Raw genomic sequence first — 17,726 nt, forward strand, 5'->3', positions numbered from 1 at the left:
CCCGCCTTCCTCAACCCCGCAAGGGTCCGCCCACCCCGGGAATCCCCAGTTCAACGGCCACTCGACCAAACACGCAATAGCCCTGCCCTCTCCGGCGACGCCGACAACCCCGTGGTGGCCGACGCGGTCCGGCTGGTCCGGGACAACAGCGGCGACGTCGACACCGAGCGGAAGACCTTCAACCACCGGTACGACGTCAACGACAACCTCATCCAGATCACCGACGCCAGTTCCGGAGCCCGGACCGACGAGTACACCATCGGGTACGACGCGCTGGACCGGGCAGCCTCGATCGAGGAGCGCAAGGACGGCGCGCTGCGCAACACCACCCGCTACGACTACGACCCGAACGGCAACATCGAGCAGTGGCGGCACGACGACCAGACCGCCAGCTTCGGCTACGACGCCCGGGACCTGGTGGCGCGGGTCACCAACCGGGCCTCCGGCGAGGGCGCCGAGGACAAGGTCACCACGTTCAGCTACACCGCCCGGTCCCACGTGCGACAGCAGGTCAAGCCGAACGGCAACACCGTCGACTTCGAGTACTACCTCGACGGGCTGCTGCGGCACCAGGTGGAGAAGAAGTCCGGCGGGACGGTGGTCAACGAGCACACGCTCGAATACAACGCCAACTCGCACAAGACCAAGGACACCGCCCGACGGCAGAACGCCGACGACCACAGCGCGTACCTGAACGACGTATTCAGCTACGAGTACGACCCGCGTGACCGGATCCGCAAGGTGACCAAGTCCGGCACCGACGGCGCCGAGAAGTCCACCGAGACCTACCGGCACGACGCCAACAACAACGTCATCGAGCAGAAAATCAAGGACGACACCACCACCTTCCGGTACGACCGCAACCGGCTGGCCTCGTCCACCGTCGACGCCACCACCTTCGTCTACGGCTACGACCCCTTCGGCCGGCTCAGCCGGATCAGCATCGGCGGCGCGCAGACCGAGCGCTACGTCTACGACGGCTTCGACCGCACCGTCGAATACCGCCGGGGCACCGGAGCGGTCGCCAGCAGCACCCGGTACGCGTACGACCCGCTGGACCGGACGGTGAGCCGGACCGCGAAGGCAGGCGGCGACGACGCGAAGACCACCACGCTGGACTACCTGGGGCTGACCCAGCAGGTGCTCACCGAGCGGGTTGGCGGCGAACTGCGCAAGTCCTACCAATACTCCCCCTTCGGGGAGCTGCTCGGGCAGCTCAGCGTGCCGAAGGACGGCGAGCGGGAGCAGTCGTTCCACGGTTACAACGCGCATGCCGACGTGGAGAGCCTGACCGACGAGGACGGGAACAACCGGGCCACCTACGGCTACACCGCGTACGGCGGCGACGACACCGACTCCTTCACCGGTGCCGACAAGCCCGACGCCGGCAACCCGGACGCCGAGCCGGAGAATGTCTACCGGTTCAACACCGCCCGTTGGGACTCGACCTCCGGCAACTACGACATGGGCCTGCGGGACTACAGCCCCGGGGAGAACCGGTTCCTCTCCCTCGACCTCTACAACGGCGCACTGTCGGATCTGTCACTGTCGACGAACCCGTTCACGATGAACCGGTACTCGTTCGGCGGCGGCAACCCGATCAGCATGATCGACCTGACCGGGCACTGGCCGTCGTGGAGCGACATCGGCCACGCCGCGCTCGACGTGGTCGGGCTGGTGCCGGTGGTCGGCGAGGTCGCCGACATCGCCAACGGCATCTGGTACGCCGCCGAGGGCAATTACGTCGACGCGGCGCTCTCGTTCACCTCGGCGATCCCGCTCGCGGGATACGCGGCGACGGCGGTGAAGGCCGGCAAGTACGGCAAGGCCGGCGTCGACGCGGTACAGGCCGGTTCCAAAGGCGCCGACGAGGTCGCCGCGGGCGCCAAGGGGACACCTACGGCGAAGACCGGTGGCGACGCACCACCCGCTCCCCCGGCCAAGGGCGGCGGCGACACGCCACCCGCCGGCAACGCGCCGGCCGGTGGGAACACGCCAGCCGCACCGGCCAAGCCCCCGCCGCCACCCCAGGCGCCGCCGGCACCGCCGGCCGCACCGAAGCCGCCGGGCTGCCGCAACAGCTTCGCGCCGGGAACCGGCGTGGTGCTGGCCGACGGCACCAGCAAGCCGATCGAGGACGTCCGGGTCGGCGACCAGGTACTGGCGACCGACCCGGTCACCGGGCTGACCGAGTCCCGCCCAGTTGTCGCGCTGATCGTCGGCGAGGGCGCAAAGGACCTGGTCGAGGTCACCGTCGACACCGACGGAGCCCGGGGCGACGCCACCGGCACGGTCATCGCCACCGCCGAACACCCATTCTGGCTGGCAGCCGAGGAGCGCTGGGCGGACGCCGACGACCTGGCGACCGACGACTGGCTCCGTGCGGACGACCGGGAACTGGTCCGGGTCCTCTCCGTACGGGCCTGGAGCCAGCAGCAACGGGTGCACAACCTGACCGTGTCCGACATCCATACGTACTATGTGATCGCTGGCAACACCCCGGTGTTGGTCCACAACGAGGATGGCGGCGGGCCGTACAGCAGGCGCGGACATTACGGCCGGACCCCGTCCAGAGCCGATCGTCGGGCATTCGGGGCCGGACCCGGGCAGGTCGTCGACCATAATCCGCCGCTCGTGCAGCGATACTACGAAGGTGATCCGAGCATTGGGGAGAAGCCGGGGATTGAAATGACGGAGGCCGAGCTCCGAGCGAGCGCGAAGGACCGGTCCAGAATGGCGCTCCAGAATCGCACAGAATCGGATCGACAGGGGCGCCAGATGCAACAGTACTCGATGGACATGCGCGAGGAGTTCTTCGGAGGTGAGGTTTGTGAGTTTTGAGCAGTGCGCGAAGGCGCATTTCGTTGATCACTGGAAGGCCACGCCTCAGCCGCGTCGACTCAGCACCGGGCGGTTCCGCGAACTGCCGTCCTGGTTCAGCGTGCTGGAATTCCAGCGCAAACGGACCTGGTGCTACGCCACTGTCGGCATGAGCGGCGGTGACCCAGACGGCATCGAAACCTTCATAGTCACACCGGAGCAGAACCTGCGGGCAGTGGAGTTTCTCTATTCGCTGGCCCACTTCCACCTGACCGGAGCGCGCTTGGAGCTCGGGCACACGGTCAACTTCGGCAAGGAGCTCTGGGACGGGTCGAGTCTGGATCATGGTTTCCTCTCGTTCCCCTACGTGGAGTCGGTCGGGTTCGATTCATTCGACTGCGACAATGGGAGCACGACCGTTGCCTGGCTGATCCCTATCACGTCGGGCGAGCGGGACTACAAGAAGGAGAATGGCGTCGAAGCTCTCGAAACGCTGTTTGAGAGTCGCAGTCTCGACTATTTGAACCCGTCGCGCGCCAGCCTCGTTTGAGTTCTTCGGTTGACCCGCTGGTTCCGACATGGCGGGACGTGGGAGCTGCATGAAGCACGACGCACATCTGTCGATGACGGAAAGAGGAGTGACGGGATGCGAAGATTCCCTCTCAGGGCCATAGCGGGGTCGGCGGTCGCGGCGATGGTGATAGCCGCCACCGGGGCACCCGCCCAGGCCGACGACAACCGGCTACCGCTGCCGAACTACGGAGACATCGTGGTCGACGACGTCCACGACCGGGTGTTCGTCAGCGGCGGCCCGACCACCAACGGCATCGTGGTGACCGACTTCTCCGGGCGGGTGAAGAAGACCATCACCGGCCAGTCCGGGGCGACCGGCCTGGCGCTGAGCGCCGACAGCACCACCCTCTACGCCGCGCTGGCCAGCGGCGACGCCATCTCGGCGATTGACACCACGACCTACGCCGAGACGGCCCGCTACCCGGTCGGGTCGCAGACCTGCCCGACGCACCTGGCCCGGACCGGCACCACGATCTGGTTCGGGTACGGCTGCGAGACCGACTGGACCGGAAAGATCGGCGCGCTGGACACCGCCGCGACCCCGCCGGCCATCACGCTCGACCGGCAGGGCGGCGCCATCTTCCAGCGGGCGCCGTTGCTCGGCGCGGTGTCCGCCGACGCTGGACCGCTGGTCGCCGGGCAGCTCTCGCTGAGCCTGTCGACGGTACGGGTCTTCTCGGTGGCCGGCGTCGAGCTTACCGAGGGCGCGACCGGCGACGTGGTCGGCAGCAGCCTCGCCGACCTGGCCCTGAGCCCGGACGGGGCCACCCTGTTCACCGCCTCCGGATCGCGGGACCACGCCGAGGCGTTCGCCCCGGCCGATCTCGCCCGGCGCGGGGCGTACGCCACCGGGTTCCGGCCGAACTCGGTGACCGTCTCAGCGGACAGCCGGTACCTCGCCGTCGGCCGCAACACCAGTGGCCGGGAGGACGTTCTGGTCTACGAGGTGGGCGGCATCCTGCCGGAGAGGAAGGTCGACCTGGACAGCGGCGAGGTGGCGGCCACCCGCGGCCTGGCCTGGTCCGCCGACCTGAGGTACCTGTTCGTGGTGACCCAGCAGGCGACCAGCAGCGTCCCGGCACTGGAGGTGGTCTCCCGGCCGACCCACTGAGCCGAGGTCGGCGGGCCCGGCCGAATGCCGCCGTCGGCGCACCGGCCGGCCCGTCGGCGTCCGGGGTCAGGGAACGACCACTACCCTGCTCCGGACGGCGCGGTCGTAGGCAGTTGGTTCGCCGGTTCGTCCACACCATTCGTCAGGCTCACGTACCTGCTCAGACTCTGGTCGGGAGCACCGGATGATCGCCAGGAACCTGTGCGTACTCCTCCCGACAGGTCCGGACTCAGTCGTGGTCCGGGGCGCCGGTGAGGTGATGGTCGGCGGCGTACAGCACCTCGGCGACCAGCCGCCGGACGTGGCCGCCGCGCGCCCGGTAGACGGCCCGCCGCCCGTCCCGGCGGACCCCGACCAGGCCGGCGAGGAGCAGCTTCGCCAGGTGCTGGGAGACCGCCGGCCGGGCGGCACCGACGGCCAGCGCCAGGCTGCCGACGTCGTACTCCCCGTCGCGCAGCAGCCACAGCAGGCGGAGCCGGGTCGGCTCGGCGAGCATCCGCAGCGCGGTCACCGCCGTCTCGATCTGGGCCTCGGTCGGCAACTCCGGCTCGTTGGCGGCAGCTGGCGCTTCGTCGGGTGCGTACACGAGCACTAGTCTGCTGCCGCGACCCCGGACCCGTCCACGGGTCGGCCCGGCGGTTCCAGCGGGCCCAGCCAGCGCAGGTGGCCGTCGACCCGGAGCAGCGGCAGGACCACGCCGTCCGGGCCGTGCATCGCCAACTCGGCACGCGCGTCGGCGAGCTGCCCGCCGTGCGGCGCCGACGGCGGCTCCTGCCAGACGTGGTAGAGCGGGCCGCCGTCGCCGATCGAGTCGATGGCCCGGTCGAAGGCGGACCGCTGCTCGGCCGGTACGTGCATCCGGGTCGCCGCGTGGAACACCACCCTCGGCTCACCGGGCGGCAGCGCCCGGCCCACCTCCGGGCAGACCTCCACCGCGTCACCCGCGACGACGGCCGGCGGGTCGGCCGCGACCACGTCGAGGGCCGCCTCGAGCAGCGTCGCCGCGTCCCGGTTCTCCGGCCAGACCAGCGCCCGCAGCCAGCGTCGCGCGGTCTCGTCGGTGACGTCCACCGGATTCAGGTCGACCCCGGTACGGCTGGCGATCGGCGGTACGTCGTCCAGGTCCGGCGGCGGCGTCCGGCCCAGCCACCGGCTGTCCAGACTGACCACGGCATCGGCGGGACCGAACGCCCGACCGCCGACCAGATAGCGGTAGCGGTCCACGTGCAGGTGCACACCCGCGCTCGACCCGACCTCCACCAGGTGCACCGGCCCGGCGCAGTGCTGCCCGACGATCCGGAGCGCGTAGCGCAGCGCGACCGCCCGGCGTACCACGTTGGTCTGCACCAGCCGGGTGCGGATCAGCTCACCGAGGTCGGCCCGGTAGCGGCGGCAGAAGTCCAGCAGTACCGGTCCGGCATCCGCCGGCCGGGCGGCGGCCGGGCCGACCAGCGACGGGTAGAAGTCGCGCAGCGGATGCCGTACCCCGGCCAGCAGCAGGTAGTGTGCCGCCCCGAAGAACAGGTACGACGCCTGCTGCCCCGGCCGCCGGCCGGTCAGCAGTTCGAGGGTCGGCCGGTCTTCCGCCACCACCGGGCAGAGCGCCCGGTAGAGCGGGGAGGTGGTGAAGGTCGCCGGTGCGGCGGCGAAATGCCCCGCCAGTTGGTCGATCTCCCGCCCCGCCGCCATGTCCCCCCGTCCCTGGTCCCGCCTGTGGTCCCCGACGCTGGGTCGCCGTCGGGCCGGGACGTCGTACCAGTATCGGGCGGCGCCGGTCCGGCGGCTGTGAACTGGAGCACCTGTTGATCAGGCGGGAATGCCCGAGAGCGCCAGTGGTTGGAGGCAGGTGTGATCTTCGCAGTCCGCGTCCAGACGTACGTCGAGCAGCCGGGAAAGACCTCATGACCACCACCGCCGCGCCGGTCGAGGCGCCCGTGCCGCCGCCCGCCACGCCCGGCGACCTGATGACCGGGCGGGAACGGCTGCGGCTCGTCCTGGTGCTCGGTTCGCTGATCGCGATCGGGCCGCTGACCATCGACATGTACCTGCCGGCGCTGCCGGCGATCACCGCCGACCTCGCCACCGCCGAGGCCGCGGTCCAGCTGACCCTCACCGGTACCCTGGCCGGCCTGGCCCTCGGCCAGCTCGTGATCGGCCCGTTCTCCGACGCGGTCGGCCGGCGGGTCCCGCTGCTCGCCGGGCTGGTGCTGCACGTGGTCGCCTCCGCGCTCTGCGTCGTCGCCCCGAACGTCGGGGTGCTCGGCGTACTGCGGGTGTTGCAGGGGCTCGGCACCGCCGCCGCCGCGGTGGTGGCGATGGCCGTGGTCCGGGACCTGTTCAGCGGAACCGCGTTCGCCCGGATCTTCTCCCGGCTGATGCTGGTGATGGGCGCCGCACCGGTGCTGGCACCCACGCTGGGCAGCGCGGTGCTGCGCTGGACGGACTGGCGGGGCGTCTTCGTCGCGCTCGGCGTCTTCGGGATCGTGCTGGTCACCCTCGCCGCGGTCAAGCTCCCCGAGACACTGCCGGTGCACCGTCGGCGCAGTGGCGGCGTACGCGGCACCGCCCGAGTCTACCGCTCGCTGCTGCGGGACCGTACGTTCGTCGGCCTCGTCGCGGTCGCCGGGCTGTCGATGGCGGCACTGTTCGCGTACGTCTCCGGGTCGTCCTTCGTCTTCCAGGAGCAGTACGGCCTCGACGAGCAGCAGTTCGGGATCGTCTTCGGGGCTGGTGCGGTGGGGCTGATCGGCGCCTCCCAGTTCAACGTCCGGCTGCTGCGCCGGTACGCCCCGCAGCGGATCCTGGTCTCCGCGTTGGCCGTCGGCACGCTGGCCGGGTTCACGTTGCTCGCCTTCGCCTCGACCGGGCTCGGCGGGCTGCCCGCCGTACTCGTCTCGCTCTGGGTGGTGCTCGCCGCCGCGGGTTTGGCCATGCCGAACGCCCCGGCGCTGGCGTTGAGCCGGCACGGCGAGGCGGCCGGCACGGCGGCGGCGCTGCTCGGTGCGGTGCAGTTCGGCATCGGCGCGCTGCTGGCGCCCCTGGTCGGCGTACTCGGCAACGGCAGTGTCGGGATGGGCCTGGTGATCGCCGCCGGGATGCTCGCCGCGCTGGCCGTGCTCTTCCTGGTGGTCCGCCCCGCCCAGCTCACCACCGCCACCCCCGACGTCGCCCCCGCCACCGCGCACTGAGCAGCTTTCATGATCAGGGAGCGTCCGGCTCGTCCTGACCGGCCGGACGCTCCCTGATCACTTGGTTCGGCGGGGGTGGGGGCGGCGGGCGGCGGTGGGTGGAGCGGGCCAGTGTGCGGGGCGGCGTAGCGCTCGCGGCAGGGCCGTTCGCGGGTCTCCCTTTGCCGCGTCGAGCTGCGCCTGGGTGAGGAAGATGCTCCGGCGCAGGTCAGCGCCGCGCAGGTCGGCTCCGCGCAGGTCCGCACCGGTCAGGTCGGCCAGGGTCAGGTCGACGCCGCGCAGGTCGGCCCCGATCAGAAGCGCCCCGCGCAGGTTCGCCCCGACCAGACCGCTCCGGCGCAGGTCGGCCCCGATCAACTCGGCCCCCCGCCGATCGACGCCCCGCCCGGCACGGTCGGCCCGGGCGCGGATCTGCTCGCTGGCCCGCCGCAGCAGCTCGTTGACGGCCCGCCGGTGGGTTGCCACGTCGAGTACGACGAGCGAGGCCGGATCGCCGTCGGCGAGCAGCTCGGTCGCGACGCGGGCGGCGGCCAGCTCGGCGTGCAGCGGCTCGGCCGGACGCAGCGCCAGCGCCTCGGTCAGATACCAGAGCAGTTCGTGGAGCTGTCGCATGACCGGGAACACCTCGAACATCCCGGCCGCGACCTCCGGGTCGGTCCGCCAGTCACGCCCCCGGTAGGTGACCTGGGCGACCTGCTGGCCGGCGCCGAAGCAGTCGAAGACCGTACATCCGGCGAAGCCGCGCTGTCGCAGGTCACGGTGGATGCCGCAGCGGTGGTCGGAGCGCAGGTTGGGGCAGGCCCGGCCGGCGGGCTTGTCGATGGCGAAGTCCGAGGAGGCGGCGAAGGCCGGCACCACGCAGCAGAGCCCGAAGCAGCGTGCGCAGTCGGCCCGCAGCTCCCGCCGCCGTCCAGCCGGCGCCGCCTGCAGGTCGGTCGTGGCGTTCGGCGGGGCTGCGGACTCGGGGGTGCCGGACACGACAGTGGATCTCCTAGCAGCGGGTGCACCAGCCGGTCCCCGGGTCGTCGACGCCGGGCAGGTCTGGTCTGGTGGTCGAGCTGGCTAAAGGGTACCTATCGGACCGGCGCCGCCAACCCGACCAGCCGGCGGCCGGGTCAGCCGGCGACCGGGGCGGCCGGTTCCGGTTCGGCCTGCGGCAGCGGCTCGCCGGTCTCCAGCAGCGTCTTGAGGCTGGAGAGCAGTTCCGCCCAGCCCTCGCTCACGCTCTCCAGCAGGGCGCCGCCGGGCGCGAAACCCTGGTGTACGACGGTCAGCCGCACCGCCGCACCCCGAGGCTCGATCTCGAAAGTCACCCTGCTGCGCGGCTCGGCGGCGAACTTCGCCACCTCGGCCGGATCCATCTCGTACGCCTCGGCGAACTCCGGCCCGAAGTCGTGCCAGGCGTACGACAGCCGCCGGTAGGGCTCCGCCGCCAGCACGACCTGCTCCGGCCCGGCGACCCGTACGCCGTTGTGCACCCAGACCATCTCCGAGCCGACCTGCCAGTCCGTCTCGAAGGTGACCCCCCAGTAGCGACTGGTGAAGGCGGGATCGGTGAGCGCCTGCCAGAGGCGTTCCGGAGTGGTGTTGATGTAGCTGGTGTAGACGAACTCGCGCTCGCTCATGGGTTCCTGCTCCAACGCGCTCTTGAGCTCGGCGAGCGCTCGCACCCGCCCCCGGTCGTACTGCTGGATCCAGCGGTCCGCGATGGCGTTGATCGGCTCGGCGTTGAGGTAGTGCAGCTTCTCCCGGCCCCGCCACAGCGTGCTGACGAGGTTCGCCGCCACCAGCACCGCGAGGTGCTTGCTGACGGACTGCCGGGTCATCGCCAGCCCCGCCCAGAGTTCCCGCAGGCTCTGCCCGTTGCGGACGTTGAGGCTGTCCAGCAGCCGGCGGCGACTGCTGTCGGCCAGCGCCCTGAACACCTCATCCATCCCCGTCACCCCACGAGAAACATGCAGCCATCTGGTTGCCTGAAGCATATGCAGCCAGCCGGCTGCATGTCAACTCGATCGAAGATCACAAAGCTTGTCCCCCGGGATCGTGGGTTTCCGATTCGGGCTTCCGGGTAGCACTTCCAGCCATAAGCGACTCGGACAGGAGGGACAGATGACCGCGCGGACGCAGTACCACGTCGTGCCCGAGGGCAACGGCTGGAAGGTGGAGCACGGCTCCACGGTGGACGGTCACTACGACACCAAGGAGAGCGCGCTCGGCGCCGGTCGCGAGGCGGCCAAGGCGGACCCGCCGAGCCAGCTCGTCGTGCACAAGCAGGACGGCCAGGTCGAGACCGAGTACACCTACCGCGACGACCCGTTCCCGCCCGCAGGCTGAGAGCAGCCGCCGGAGGCACCGGCACCCGGTGCTCTCCTCCCCCGCACAGCGGCCCACGCCAGCATCCGCAGGCGTGGGCCGATCCGTGCCCCGGCCTCGCCCGGCGGCCCCCGGTTCCCTGCCGGACGGGCGCCCCGGTCTCGCAGGACGGACCCCCCGGGTCCCGCCGGACGGACGCCCCGGTCCCGCGGTCCCGGTAGTTCCGGACCGTTCATCGCGTGGATCCGGGGCTCTCATCGCGATCAGCGACCGGCCAGGGGTCCCCGGACGGGGACTGTCGAGCTGCCCCGCCTGCGCGCCCAACAGGTCCGCGACCATGCCCGGAATGTCGCGCCCCGCCTGTGCACCCAGCTCGACAGTCGCGCACGCGAGGTATGGCCCGGCAGGCGGGCAAGCAGGCACGCGTGCACGCAGGCGGGCAGGCGTGCACGCAGGCGGGCAGGCAGGGTCAGCACGCAGGCAGGGTGAGCACGCAGGCGGGCAGGCGGCAACGCGGCCCGAGGCCGCCGGTACCGCGCTAGCCGGGTTCTGGGCGGTTCACCCGACGGCGCGGGTGACGGTCGGACGGACCCGGCCGACCGGGCGCGGCGGCCGACCCGGTGCCGGTCAGGTGACCGCCTTGCGGGCCTGCTCGGGGTCGTCGGCGTCCAGGGCGAGCCGGGCCAGCCGTACGCAGTCGGCGTACGTGCGCTGCGCCAGCGCCGCCCGTACCGGGCCCAGCGACCGGCCGGACATCGAGAGGCTGGCCATGCCGAGGCCGACCAGGACCGGGGCGAGCAGCGGATCGGCCGCCGCCTCGCCGCATACCCCGACCGGCTTGCCGGCGGCCCGTCCGGCCGCGCCGACCTCGGCGACCAGCCGCAGCAGGGCCGGCTGCCACGGGTCCAGCAGCTCGGCCAGCAGTCCGGACTGCCGGTCGGCGGCGAAGGCGTACTGGCTGAGGTCGTTGGTGCCGATGCTGAGGAAGTCGACGACCTCCAGCAACTGGGCGGCGCGCAGTGCCGCCGCCGGCACCTCGACCATCACCCCGGCCTTCGGCAGCCCCGCGGCGTGCACCGCGTCGGCGAAGCCGGCCGCCTCGGCCCGGGTGGCGACCATCGGCGCCATCACCCAGACCTCCGCCCCGGTCTGCCCGGCCGCGCGGGCGATCGCCGCCAACTGGCGGTGCAGCAGCTCGGGACGCTGCCGGGCCAGCCGCAGGCCGCGTACCCCGAGGGCCGGGTTCGGCTCGTCTGCCTGGCCGAGGAACGGCAGTGGCTTGTCCGCGCCCGCGTCCAGGGTGCGGATCACCACCCGGCGCCCGTCGAGCGCCGCGAAGACCTCCCGGTACGCCTCGGCCTGCTCGTCCACCGACGGCTCCCGGGCACGGTCCAGGAAGAGCAGTTCGGTGCGGAACAGCCCGACCCCCTCGGCACCGTCGGCCGCCGCCACATCCCGGACCGAGCCGACGTTGCCGAGCAGCGCCACCGGGTGCCCGTCGGCGGTCCGCCCCGGGCCGGAGACCGCGGCCACCGCCGCCCGCCGTTCCCGGTCGGCGTGCTCGGCGGCGGTCACCTCGGCGGGGTCGACATCGAGCCGGACCACTCCGCTGGCGCCGTCGACGAGTACCGTCGTGCCGTCGGCGAGGTCGCGGATCCCGGGGCAGGCGACCACGGCGGGCAGCCCGAGCGCGCGGGCCAGGATCGCGGTGTGGCTGGTCGGGCCGCCGGACTCGGTGACCAGCGCGACCACCTGCTCCGGGTCCAGGTCGACGGTGTCGGCCGGGGCCAGGTCCCAGGCGGCGAGCACGTACCGGTGCCCCGGGGCGGGCACTCCGGGCATCGGCCGGCCGAGGCAGACCGCCACCGCCCGGTCGCGCAGGTCGTCCAGGTCGGCGACCCGCTCGGCGAGGTATCCGCCGGCCGCCTCGAACGCCGCCCGGTGGGTGGCGAAGGCCGCGTCGATGGCGTGCGGCCCGTCGGAACCGGCCAGCACCTTCTCGCGTACGGCGTCGAGCAGCACCGGGTCCTCGGCCATCATCGCCTGGGCCCGGAGTACGTCGACAAGGGTCTTCTCCCCCGAGCGGTCGGCTCGGCGGGTCAACTCGGCGACCACCTCACGCAGTGCCGCCACCGCCCGGTCCGCCTCGGCCGCCGGATCGGTCACCGGCACAGGCGCGGGCAGCGCCGGCACCCCGGCGACCCGCAGCACCGGTCCACCGGCCAGCCCCGGGCTGACCCCGATGCCGCGCAGCTCCGCCGGGGCGGCGGGCTCAGGCATCGGCCGGCTCCTCGGCGTCCAGGTCCCGGGCCAGCAGCTCGGCGAGACCGTGCAGGGCCGCCTCGGCGCCCTCGCCGTCGGCCTCCAGCACCACCTCGGTACCCTGCTTGGCTCCGAGGGCGAGCACCGAGAGCATGCTGTTCGCGGGTACCGGGCGCCGCTCACCGGTCCGGATGGTCACCGGCACCGGTGCCGCGCCGGCCGCCGCGACGAAGAGCGCCGCCGGGCGGGCGTGCAGACCGCTGGCGGAACCGACAGTCACCGTACGGGTAGCCATGCTGGCCTCCCTCTCTCGCAGGTTCGATCTGTCAGGGTTCGATGGTGACCTTGATGGCCTCGCCCCGGGCGACCACGCCGAAGGCGTCGATGGCCTGCTCCAGCGGAAGCCGGTGGGTGATCAGATCGGCCACCGGGACCGCGCCGGTGGCGATCAGCCGCAGCGCCTCGGCGTTCTGCGCCGGGCTGGAACCGTTGGCGCCGACGATCGTCAGCTCGCGGTAGTGCACCAGGTTCGAGTCGAGCGAGATCACCGGGTCGTCCTTTGGCAGGCCGCCGAAGAAGCTGATCCGGCCCTGCCGGGCGGCCATCTGCACCGCCTGCTCCTGGGCCGCGCCGGAGGCCGCCGCCGTGATGATCACGTCCGCGCCGCGCCCGTCGGTCAGCTTCAGCACCTCGTCGACCGGGTCCACCTCGGCGCCGCAGATCGCCGCGTCCGGCCGGACCAGTCCGGCCGCCAGCTCCAGCCGTTCCCGGTTCAGGTCGACCAGGAAGACCCGACCGGCGCCCCGGGCCCGGGCCAGCCGGACGTGCAGGCAGCCGATCGGCCCGGAGCCGACCACCACTACGTCGTCACCGGCGCCGACCCCGGCCAACTCCTGCCCGTTGAGTACGCAGGCCAGCGGCTCGGCCACCGACGCCTCGGCGTACCCGACCCCGTCCGGGATCCGGTTCAGCCCGTCGACCGCCAGCACCTTCGCCGGGACCACCAGGTACTGCGCGAAGCCGCCCTCGTAGTGGTAGCCCATCGACTCCTGGTTCGGGCAGACGGTCAGCCGGCCGCCGCGGCACTCGGCGCAGGTGCCGCACGGGATCGCCGCGATCACCTGCACCCGGTCGCCGGCCGCCCAGCCGGTCACCCCGGCACCGGTCTGCACCACCTCGCCGGCGATCTCGTGCCCCATCACCCGGGGCGGGTGGATGTGGTGGTGCCCGAACTTCGAGATCTTCACGTCGGTGCCGCAGGTCGAGCAGTTGCGTACCCGGATCTTCACGTCGCCGGGGCCCGGGGTGGGCTCGGGGACGTCCTCGATGCGTACGTCGCCGGGGGCGTGGAATCGAACGGCCTTCATCGGTTGCTGTCCTCCGGTGCCGGCGTGAGCAGGGCCAGCACGTCTTCGGGATCGGTGGCCTCGCGCAGCGCGCGGGCCCGGTCGGTGTCGAGCAGGATCTCGGCGAGGCTGGCCAGCAGCTCGACGTGGCCGTCGCCGCGGGCGGCTATCGCCACGCAGACGGTGACCGGCTGGCCGCCCCAGTCCACGCGAGCCGGAAACCGGAGCACCGCCAGCGCGTCCCGGTGCACCAGGTCCTTGCCGGCGAGCGTGCCGTGCGGGATCGCCACCCCCTCGCCGACGTACGTCGAGACCGAGCGTTCCCGGTCGAGCATGCTCCGCACGTACTCCGGATGCACCGCGTCGATCTCGACCAGGGCCTCGCCGCAGCGCCGGATCGCGTCGTCGCGGTCGGCGGCGGTCTCGGTCAGCAGGATCGCCCGCCGGTCGAGCAGGTCGCCGGTCAGCTCAGCCACTGACCTCACCGCCGGACTCGATCGCCTTGACCACCGCGGTCACCGCCGGGTCGCCGAGGAAGACCTGGAACGGCACGACGATCTTGCCCGGGGCGGCGGCCCGGGCGCGGGCGGCCAGCCCGTTGTGTGTGATCACCACGTCGGCGTCACCCGGGATCGAGTTGACCGGGGTGTGCTCCACCGCGACCGAGTACTTCTTCAGCTGCTTGCGGAGCTGGCTGGCGAGCATGACGCTGCTGCCCATCCCGGCGTCGCAGGCGACGACGACCTTGTGGATGTCCCTACCGTTGATGCTGCCCATGGCGTTACCCCTTCCGTTCGTACGCTGGTCCGGTCGGCTTCCGGCCGGTCGCGGCGCTCACCTTCCGGTTCAGCTCTCGGCGGTGGCCGAGCGCGCCACCGCCGGGCTGCTCTCGCGGTCCCCGGCCGCGGTGCCGGCGGAGGCCGGCGCACCGGCCCGGACGGTCCCGTCTGCGGTGGCCTCGTCGGCGTCGGCAGCCCGGCCGGTCCCGTCGGCGTCGGCGGTCTCCGGTTCGCCGTTGAGCCGGCCGAAGCCGAGCAGCGCCGAGGCGACCACGAAGGAGACGGCGGTGGCGATCAGGACGCCGAGCACCATGCCGAACCAGCCGCCGCGCGGGGTGACCGCCGCGTAGGCGAAGATGCTGCCCGGCGAGGGGGTGGCGACCAGCCCGGCACCGGTGGCCATGAAGGTGGCGACCCCGGCGGCGCCACCGGCGATGGTGGCGAGGATCAGCCGCGGCTTCATCAGCACGTACGGGAAGTAGATCTCGTGGATGCCGCCGAGGAAGTGGATGATGCCGGCCGCCGGCACGCTCGGGCGCAGCGAACGCGGCCCGAAGAGGAAGAACGCGAGCAGCAGGCCGAGGCCCGGGCCGGGGTTCGACTCGATCATGAACAGGATCGACTTGCCGGTCTCCTGCGCCTGCGCCACGGCCAGCGGCGAGAGTACGCCGTGGTTGATCGCGTTGTTCAGGAAGAGCACCTTGGCCGGTTCGACGAGTACGGAGGCGACCGGCAGCAGGTTCTGTCCGATCAGCCAGTCCACCCCGGCACCGGCCCAGTCGCTGAGCCGGGCCACCACCGGGCCGATCAGCCAGACCCCGAGCAGCGCCATCCCGCCGCCGACGATGCCGGCGGAGAAGTTGTCGACGAGCATCTCGAAGCCGGGGCGGATCCGGTTCCGGACCAGCCCGTCGAAGAGCTTGACCAGGTACGCGGCGGCGGGACCCATGATCATCGCGCCGAGGAACATCGGGATGTCCGCCCCGACGATCATGCCTACCGTGGCGACCGCGCCGACCACCGCACCGCGCTGGCCGTGCACGATCCGGCCGCCGGTGTAGCCGATCAGGATCGGCAGCAGGCTGAAGATCATCGGGTCGACCAGCTTGGCCAGGTCCTCGTTGGGCAGCCAGCCGGTCGGGATGAAGAGCGCGGTGATCAGGCCCCAGGCGATGAATGCCCCGATGTTGGGCATCACCATCCCGGCCAGGTGCCCGCCGATCCGCTGGACCCGGGCTTTGAAGCCGGTGCCCTGGACCTCCGGGGTGTACGACATGGCCATTGGGGGACTCCTTCGCAGAGGTATGGCCCGCGTTACCGAACGCGGCCGGGTTCGGATGTCGTGCCGCCGGCCCGGATCGGCCGGGACCGGCGGTTTCCTGGTTGCGTCGCTGGGCTCACCGGTTCACCCCTGCGGCAGCAGCGGCCGGACCAGGTCCGGCCGGGGATGGAGTCGGACGGCGTTCCGGACCAGGTCGGCGGGGCCGGGCATCCGGCTGCCGGGCAGGCTGACCGCCGCCGCCCCCCAGGCGAGCCCCTCGGCGAGGGCGTCCGGGCCGTCGGCTCCGGCGGCCAGGAAGCCGGCCAGCAGCGCGTCCCCGGCCCCGACCGTGCTCCTCGGCTGTGCCACCGGCGACTCGCCGGTCAGCACGCCGGTCGGGTCGACCAGCACCGCGCCGTCGGCGCCGAGGCTGGCCAGTACGCTGCCGGCACCCCAACTCCGGAGCCGGGCGGCGGCGTCGACCACGTCACCGAGGGACCGGAGCGGGGCGCCGACCGCCTCGGCCAGTTCCTCGCGGTTCGGCTTGACCAGCGCCACCCCGGCTTCCGCGGCGGCCCGCAGCGCCGGCCCGCTGGTGTCGACCGCGAGCCGGACCCCGGCGTCGACCAGCCGGGCGCAGAGGTCGCCGAAGGCCGCCACCGGCAGTCCCGGCGGCACGCTGCCGCAGGCCACCACCCAGTCGGCCGAGTCGGCCGCCGCCAGCACCGCCCTGGTGATCTCGGCGAACTCCGGTCCGGCCAGGACCGGGCCGGACTCGTTGATCTTCGTTACCGTGCCGTCCGGCTCGGCGAGGGTGATGTTCGACCGGGTACGCCCGGCGATCGGCACCACCAGCGGCTCGACGCCCTCGCTCTCCAGCAGCCGGACGAGCTGGGCGCCCTCCTCGCCGCCGACCGGGAGCACGGCCCGGGAGGGCATCCCGTTGGCCAGCAGCGCCCGGGAGACGTTGACGCCCTTGCCGCCCGGGTCCAGCCGGGTGGAGGCGGCCCGGATCACCGCACCCCGCTCCAGCCGGTCGATCTCCATCGCCCGGTCCAGACTGGGGTTGAGCGTGACGGTGAGGATCATGCCCGGACCACCCGTACGCCGGCCGCCTCCACCTCGTCGGCGAGTTCCTGGTCGAGCCCGTTGTCGGTGATCAGCAGGTCGAGGTCGGCCAGGGTGCCGAACCGGGCCAGGTAGTCGTTCCCGATCTTGGTGTGGTCGGCGAGCAGTACCACCCGGCGGGCGGCACCGATCATCGCCCGCTTCACCGCCGCCTCGGCCGGGTCCGGGGTGGTCATCCCGCGCTCGACCGAGCAGCCGTTGGTGCCCATGAAGGCGACGTCGACATAGAGCTCGGCCAGCGGTCGCAGTGCCCAGTCGTCCACTGTGGCCAGTGTCTTGCCGCGCAACCGGCCGCCGAGCAGCAGCACCGTCAGGTTGGGCTTCAGGCCGAGCGCGGAGGCCAGCACCGGCGAGTTGACCACCACGGTCAGCTCGCGGTCGAGGGGCAGCAGGTGCGCCAGCCGGGCGGTGGTGGTGCCGGCGTCCAGGATGACCGCACCCTCGTCGGGAAGTTCGGCGAGTGCCGCCTTGGCGATCCGCTCCTTCTCGCTGATGAGCACGGCGTCCCGGGCGGCGAGGGCGGGCTCGAAGCCGATCCGCTCGACCGGGATCGCCCCGCCGTGCACCCGGCGGAGCACCCCGGCCCGCTCCAGCACGGTCAGGTCGCGACGGATCGTCTCCGCGGTCACGTTCAGGCCCTCGGCCAGCGTCACCACGTCGACCCGGCCTGCCTCGCGGGCCAGGCGCAGGATCTCCTGCTGACGTTCCTCGGCGTACATCCGGAAAATCTCCCGCCCGATTGCTTTTGATTCTCTTCTGTTTACGCCCGTTGCTGTGGTGAGTCAACATCCAGACGTAACAGTCTGGTCATCCCGACGACGCAGTTGGGCATGATCCGGTGCAATACGACCAGGTGAAGAGGTGCACCCTCGCCGAACACGGTGAGCCTGCGGCTCGTCACCGAGCCAGACCCAAACCGACAACGATGTCCGTTCGTGTCGGGTG

The 17,726-nt window shown here is 72.2% G+C and carries 17 protein-coding genes; 5 read left to right on the forward strand and 12 right to left on the reverse strand.

What is annotated here, in order from left to right; translation table 11 throughout:
* The first annotated feature begins 114 nt into the window (after window positions 1-114).
* From O7626_RS16940 to O7626_RS16950, 3 genes are all read left to right on the forward strand, one after another.
* Window positions 115-2,841, forward strand: coding sequence for a polymorphic toxin-type HINT domain-containing protein (locus O7626_RS16940; protein ID WP_278062134.1), 2,727 nt, complete (start codon window positions 115-117; stop codon window positions 2,839-2,841).
* Window positions 2,831-3,370, forward strand: a complete 540-nt coding sequence (locus tag O7626_RS16945; RefSeq protein ID WP_278062135.1) for a suppressor of fused domain protein — start codon at window positions 2,831-2,833, stop codon at window positions 3,368-3,370. The genes O7626_RS16940 and O7626_RS16945 overlap by 11 nt, the downstream gene beginning before the upstream one ends.
* 96 nt (window positions 3,371-3,466) lie before the next feature.
* Entirely contained in the window at window positions 3,467-4,504 is a 1,038-nt protein-coding gene (locus O7626_RS16950) for a hypothetical protein (RefSeq protein ID WP_278062136.1), read from the forward strand.
* A gap of 229 nt (window positions 4,505-4,733) precedes the next feature.
* On the opposite strand, the gene O7626_RS16955 is transcribed toward O7626_RS16950, so the two are convergent.
* Both O7626_RS16955 and O7626_RS16960 read right to left on the reverse strand, forming a co-directional pair.
* A complete protein-coding gene (locus O7626_RS16955; RefSeq protein WP_278062137.1) occupies window positions 4,734-5,090 on the reverse strand; it encodes a metalloregulator ArsR/SmtB family transcription factor in 357 nt (118 codons plus the stop codon).
* Window positions 5,091-5,095: 5 nt separating this feature from the next.
* On the reverse strand, window positions 5,096-6,193 hold the full coding sequence (locus O7626_RS16960) for a DUF2332 domain-containing protein (RefSeq protein ID WP_278062138.1): 1,098 nt from the start codon (window positions 6,191-6,193) through the stop codon (window positions 5,096-5,098).
* A gap of 212 nt (window positions 6,194-6,405) precedes the next feature.
* Between O7626_RS16960 and O7626_RS16965 the strand changes: the two genes are divergently transcribed.
* On the forward strand, window positions 6,406-7,692 hold the full coding sequence (locus O7626_RS16965) for a multidrug effflux MFS transporter (protein WP_278062139.1): 1,287 nt from the start codon (window positions 6,406-6,408) through the stop codon (window positions 7,690-7,692).
* Between the two features lie 57 nt (window positions 7,693-7,749).
* On the opposite strand, the gene O7626_RS16970 is transcribed toward O7626_RS16965, so the two are convergent.
* Window positions 7,750-8,622, reverse strand: a complete 873-nt coding sequence (locus tag O7626_RS16970) for a pentapeptide repeat-containing protein (RefSeq protein WP_278066190.1) — start codon at window positions 8,620-8,622, stop codon at window positions 7,750-7,752.
* Between the two features lie 185 nt (window positions 8,623-8,807).
* Window positions 8,808-9,626: an SRPBCC domain-containing protein gene (locus O7626_RS16975; RefSeq protein ID WP_278062140.1), complete on the reverse strand. Its 819-nt coding sequence runs from the start codon at window positions 9,624-9,626 to the stop codon at window positions 8,808-8,810.
* 175 nt (window positions 9,627-9,801) lie between these two features.
* Between O7626_RS16975 and O7626_RS16980 the strand changes: the two genes are divergently transcribed.
* Entirely contained in the window at window positions 9,802-10,026 is a 225-nt protein-coding gene (locus tag O7626_RS16980) for a DUF2188 domain-containing protein (protein WP_278062141.1), read from the forward strand.
* A gap of 606 nt (window positions 10,027-10,632) precedes the next feature.
* On the opposite strand, the gene ptsP is transcribed toward O7626_RS16980, so the two are convergent.
* The 8 genes from ptsP to O7626_RS17020 all read right to left on the reverse strand — a co-directional run bounded on the left by ptsP (window position 10,633) and on the right by O7626_RS17020 (window position 17,500).
* On the reverse strand, window positions 10,633-12,285 hold the full coding sequence (gene ptsP / locus O7626_RS16985; RefSeq protein WP_278062142.1) for a phosphoenolpyruvate--protein phosphotransferase: 1,653 nt from the start codon (window positions 12,283-12,285) through the stop codon (window positions 10,633-10,635).
* Window positions 12,278-12,562 carry an HPr family phosphocarrier protein gene (locus O7626_RS16990; RefSeq protein ID WP_278062143.1) on the reverse strand — a complete coding sequence of 95 codons (285 nt, stop codon included), beginning with the start codon at window positions 12,560-12,562 and terminating at the stop codon, window positions 12,278-12,280. Before O7626_RS16990 ends, ptsP begins: the two co-directional genes overlap by 8 nt.
* 31 nt (window positions 12,563-12,593) lie before the next feature.
* A complete protein-coding gene (locus O7626_RS16995) occupies window positions 12,594-13,634 on the reverse strand; it encodes a zinc-dependent dehydrogenase (RefSeq protein WP_278062144.1) in 1,041 nt (346 codons plus the stop codon).
* Window positions 13,631-14,080, reverse strand: a complete 450-nt coding sequence (locus tag O7626_RS17000; protein ID WP_278066191.1) for a PTS sugar transporter subunit IIA — start codon at window positions 14,078-14,080, stop codon at window positions 13,631-13,633. The genes O7626_RS16995 and O7626_RS17000 overlap by 4 nt, the downstream gene beginning before the upstream one ends.
* A 1-nt stretch (window position 14,081) precedes the next feature.
* Window positions 14,082-14,390 (reverse strand): PTS lactose transporter subunit IIB, encoded by a 309-nt coding sequence (locus O7626_RS17005; protein ID WP_278062145.1) that lies wholly within the window; start codon window positions 14,388-14,390, stop codon window positions 14,082-14,084.
* A 69-nt stretch (window positions 14,391-14,459) separates the two neighbouring features.
* Window positions 14,460-15,674, reverse strand: a complete 1,215-nt coding sequence (locus O7626_RS17010; protein ID WP_278062146.1) for a PTS mannitol transporter subunit IICB — start codon at window positions 15,672-15,674, stop codon at window positions 14,460-14,462.
* Window positions 15,675-15,797: 123 nt separating this feature from the next.
* Window positions 15,798-16,742: a 1-phosphofructokinase gene (pfkB, locus tag O7626_RS17015; RefSeq protein ID WP_278062147.1), complete on the reverse strand. Its 945-nt coding sequence runs from the start codon at window positions 16,740-16,742 to the stop codon at window positions 15,798-15,800.
* Window positions 16,739-17,500: a DeoR/GlpR family DNA-binding transcription regulator gene (locus O7626_RS17020; protein ID WP_278062148.1), complete on the reverse strand. Its 762-nt coding sequence runs from the start codon at window positions 17,498-17,500 to the stop codon at window positions 16,739-16,741. Before O7626_RS17020 ends, pfkB begins: the two co-directional genes overlap by 4 nt.
* Window positions 17,501-17,726 lie beyond the last annotated feature (226 nt).

It is taken from the genome of Micromonospora sp. WMMD1102, assembly GCF_029626265.1.
GTDB lineage: Bacteria > Actinomycetota > Actinomycetes > Mycobacteriales > Micromonosporaceae > Plantactinospora.

Bases quoted from the DNA above. Each gene is read 5' to 3' on its own strand.
- O7626_RS16950 (WP_278062136.1), top strand. From the start codon at position 3,467: ATGCGAAGATTCCCTCTCAGGGCCATAGCGGGGTCGGCGGTCGCGGCG.
- O7626_RS16960 (WP_278062138.1), bottom strand. From the start codon at position 6,193: ATGGCGGCGGGGCGGGAGATCGACCAACTGGCGGGGCATTTCGCCGCC.
- O7626_RS16965 (WP_278062139.1), top strand. From the start codon at position 6,406: ATGACCACCACCGCCGCGCCGGTCGAGGCGCCCGTGCCGCCGCCCGCC.
- O7626_RS16975 (WP_278062140.1), bottom strand. From the start codon at position 9,626: ATGGATGAGGTGTTCAGGGCGCTGGCCGACAGCAGTCGCCGCCGGCTG.
- O7626_RS16980 (WP_278062141.1), top strand. From the start codon at position 9,802: ATGACCGCGCGGACGCAGTACCACGTCGTGCCCGAGGGCAACGGCTGG.
- ptsP (WP_278062142.1), bottom strand. From the start codon at position 12,285: ATGCCTGAGCCCGCCGCCCCGGCGGAGCTGCGCGGCATCGGGGTCAGC.
- O7626_RS16990 (WP_278062143.1), bottom strand. From the start codon at position 12,562: ATGGCTACCCGTACGGTGACTGTCGGTTCCGCCAGCGGTCTGCACGCC.
- O7626_RS16995 (WP_278062144.1), bottom strand. From the start codon at position 13,634: ATGAAGGCCGTTCGATTCCACGCCCCCGGCGACGTACGCATCGAGGAC.
- O7626_RS17005 (WP_278062145.1), bottom strand. From the start codon at position 14,390: ATGGGCAGCATCAACGGTAGGGACATCCACAAGGTCGTCGTCGCCTGC.
- O7626_RS17010 (WP_278062146.1), bottom strand. From the start codon at position 15,674: ATGGCCATGTCGTACACCCCGGAGGTCCAGGGCACCGGCTTCAAAGCC.
- pfkB (WP_278062147.1), bottom strand. From the start codon at position 16,742: ATGATCCTCACCGTCACGCTCAACCCCAGTCTGGACCGGGCGATGGAG.
- O7626_RS17020 (WP_278062148.1), bottom strand. From the start codon at position 17,500: ATGTACGCCGAGGAACGTCAGCAGGAGATCCTGCGCCTGGCCCGCGAG.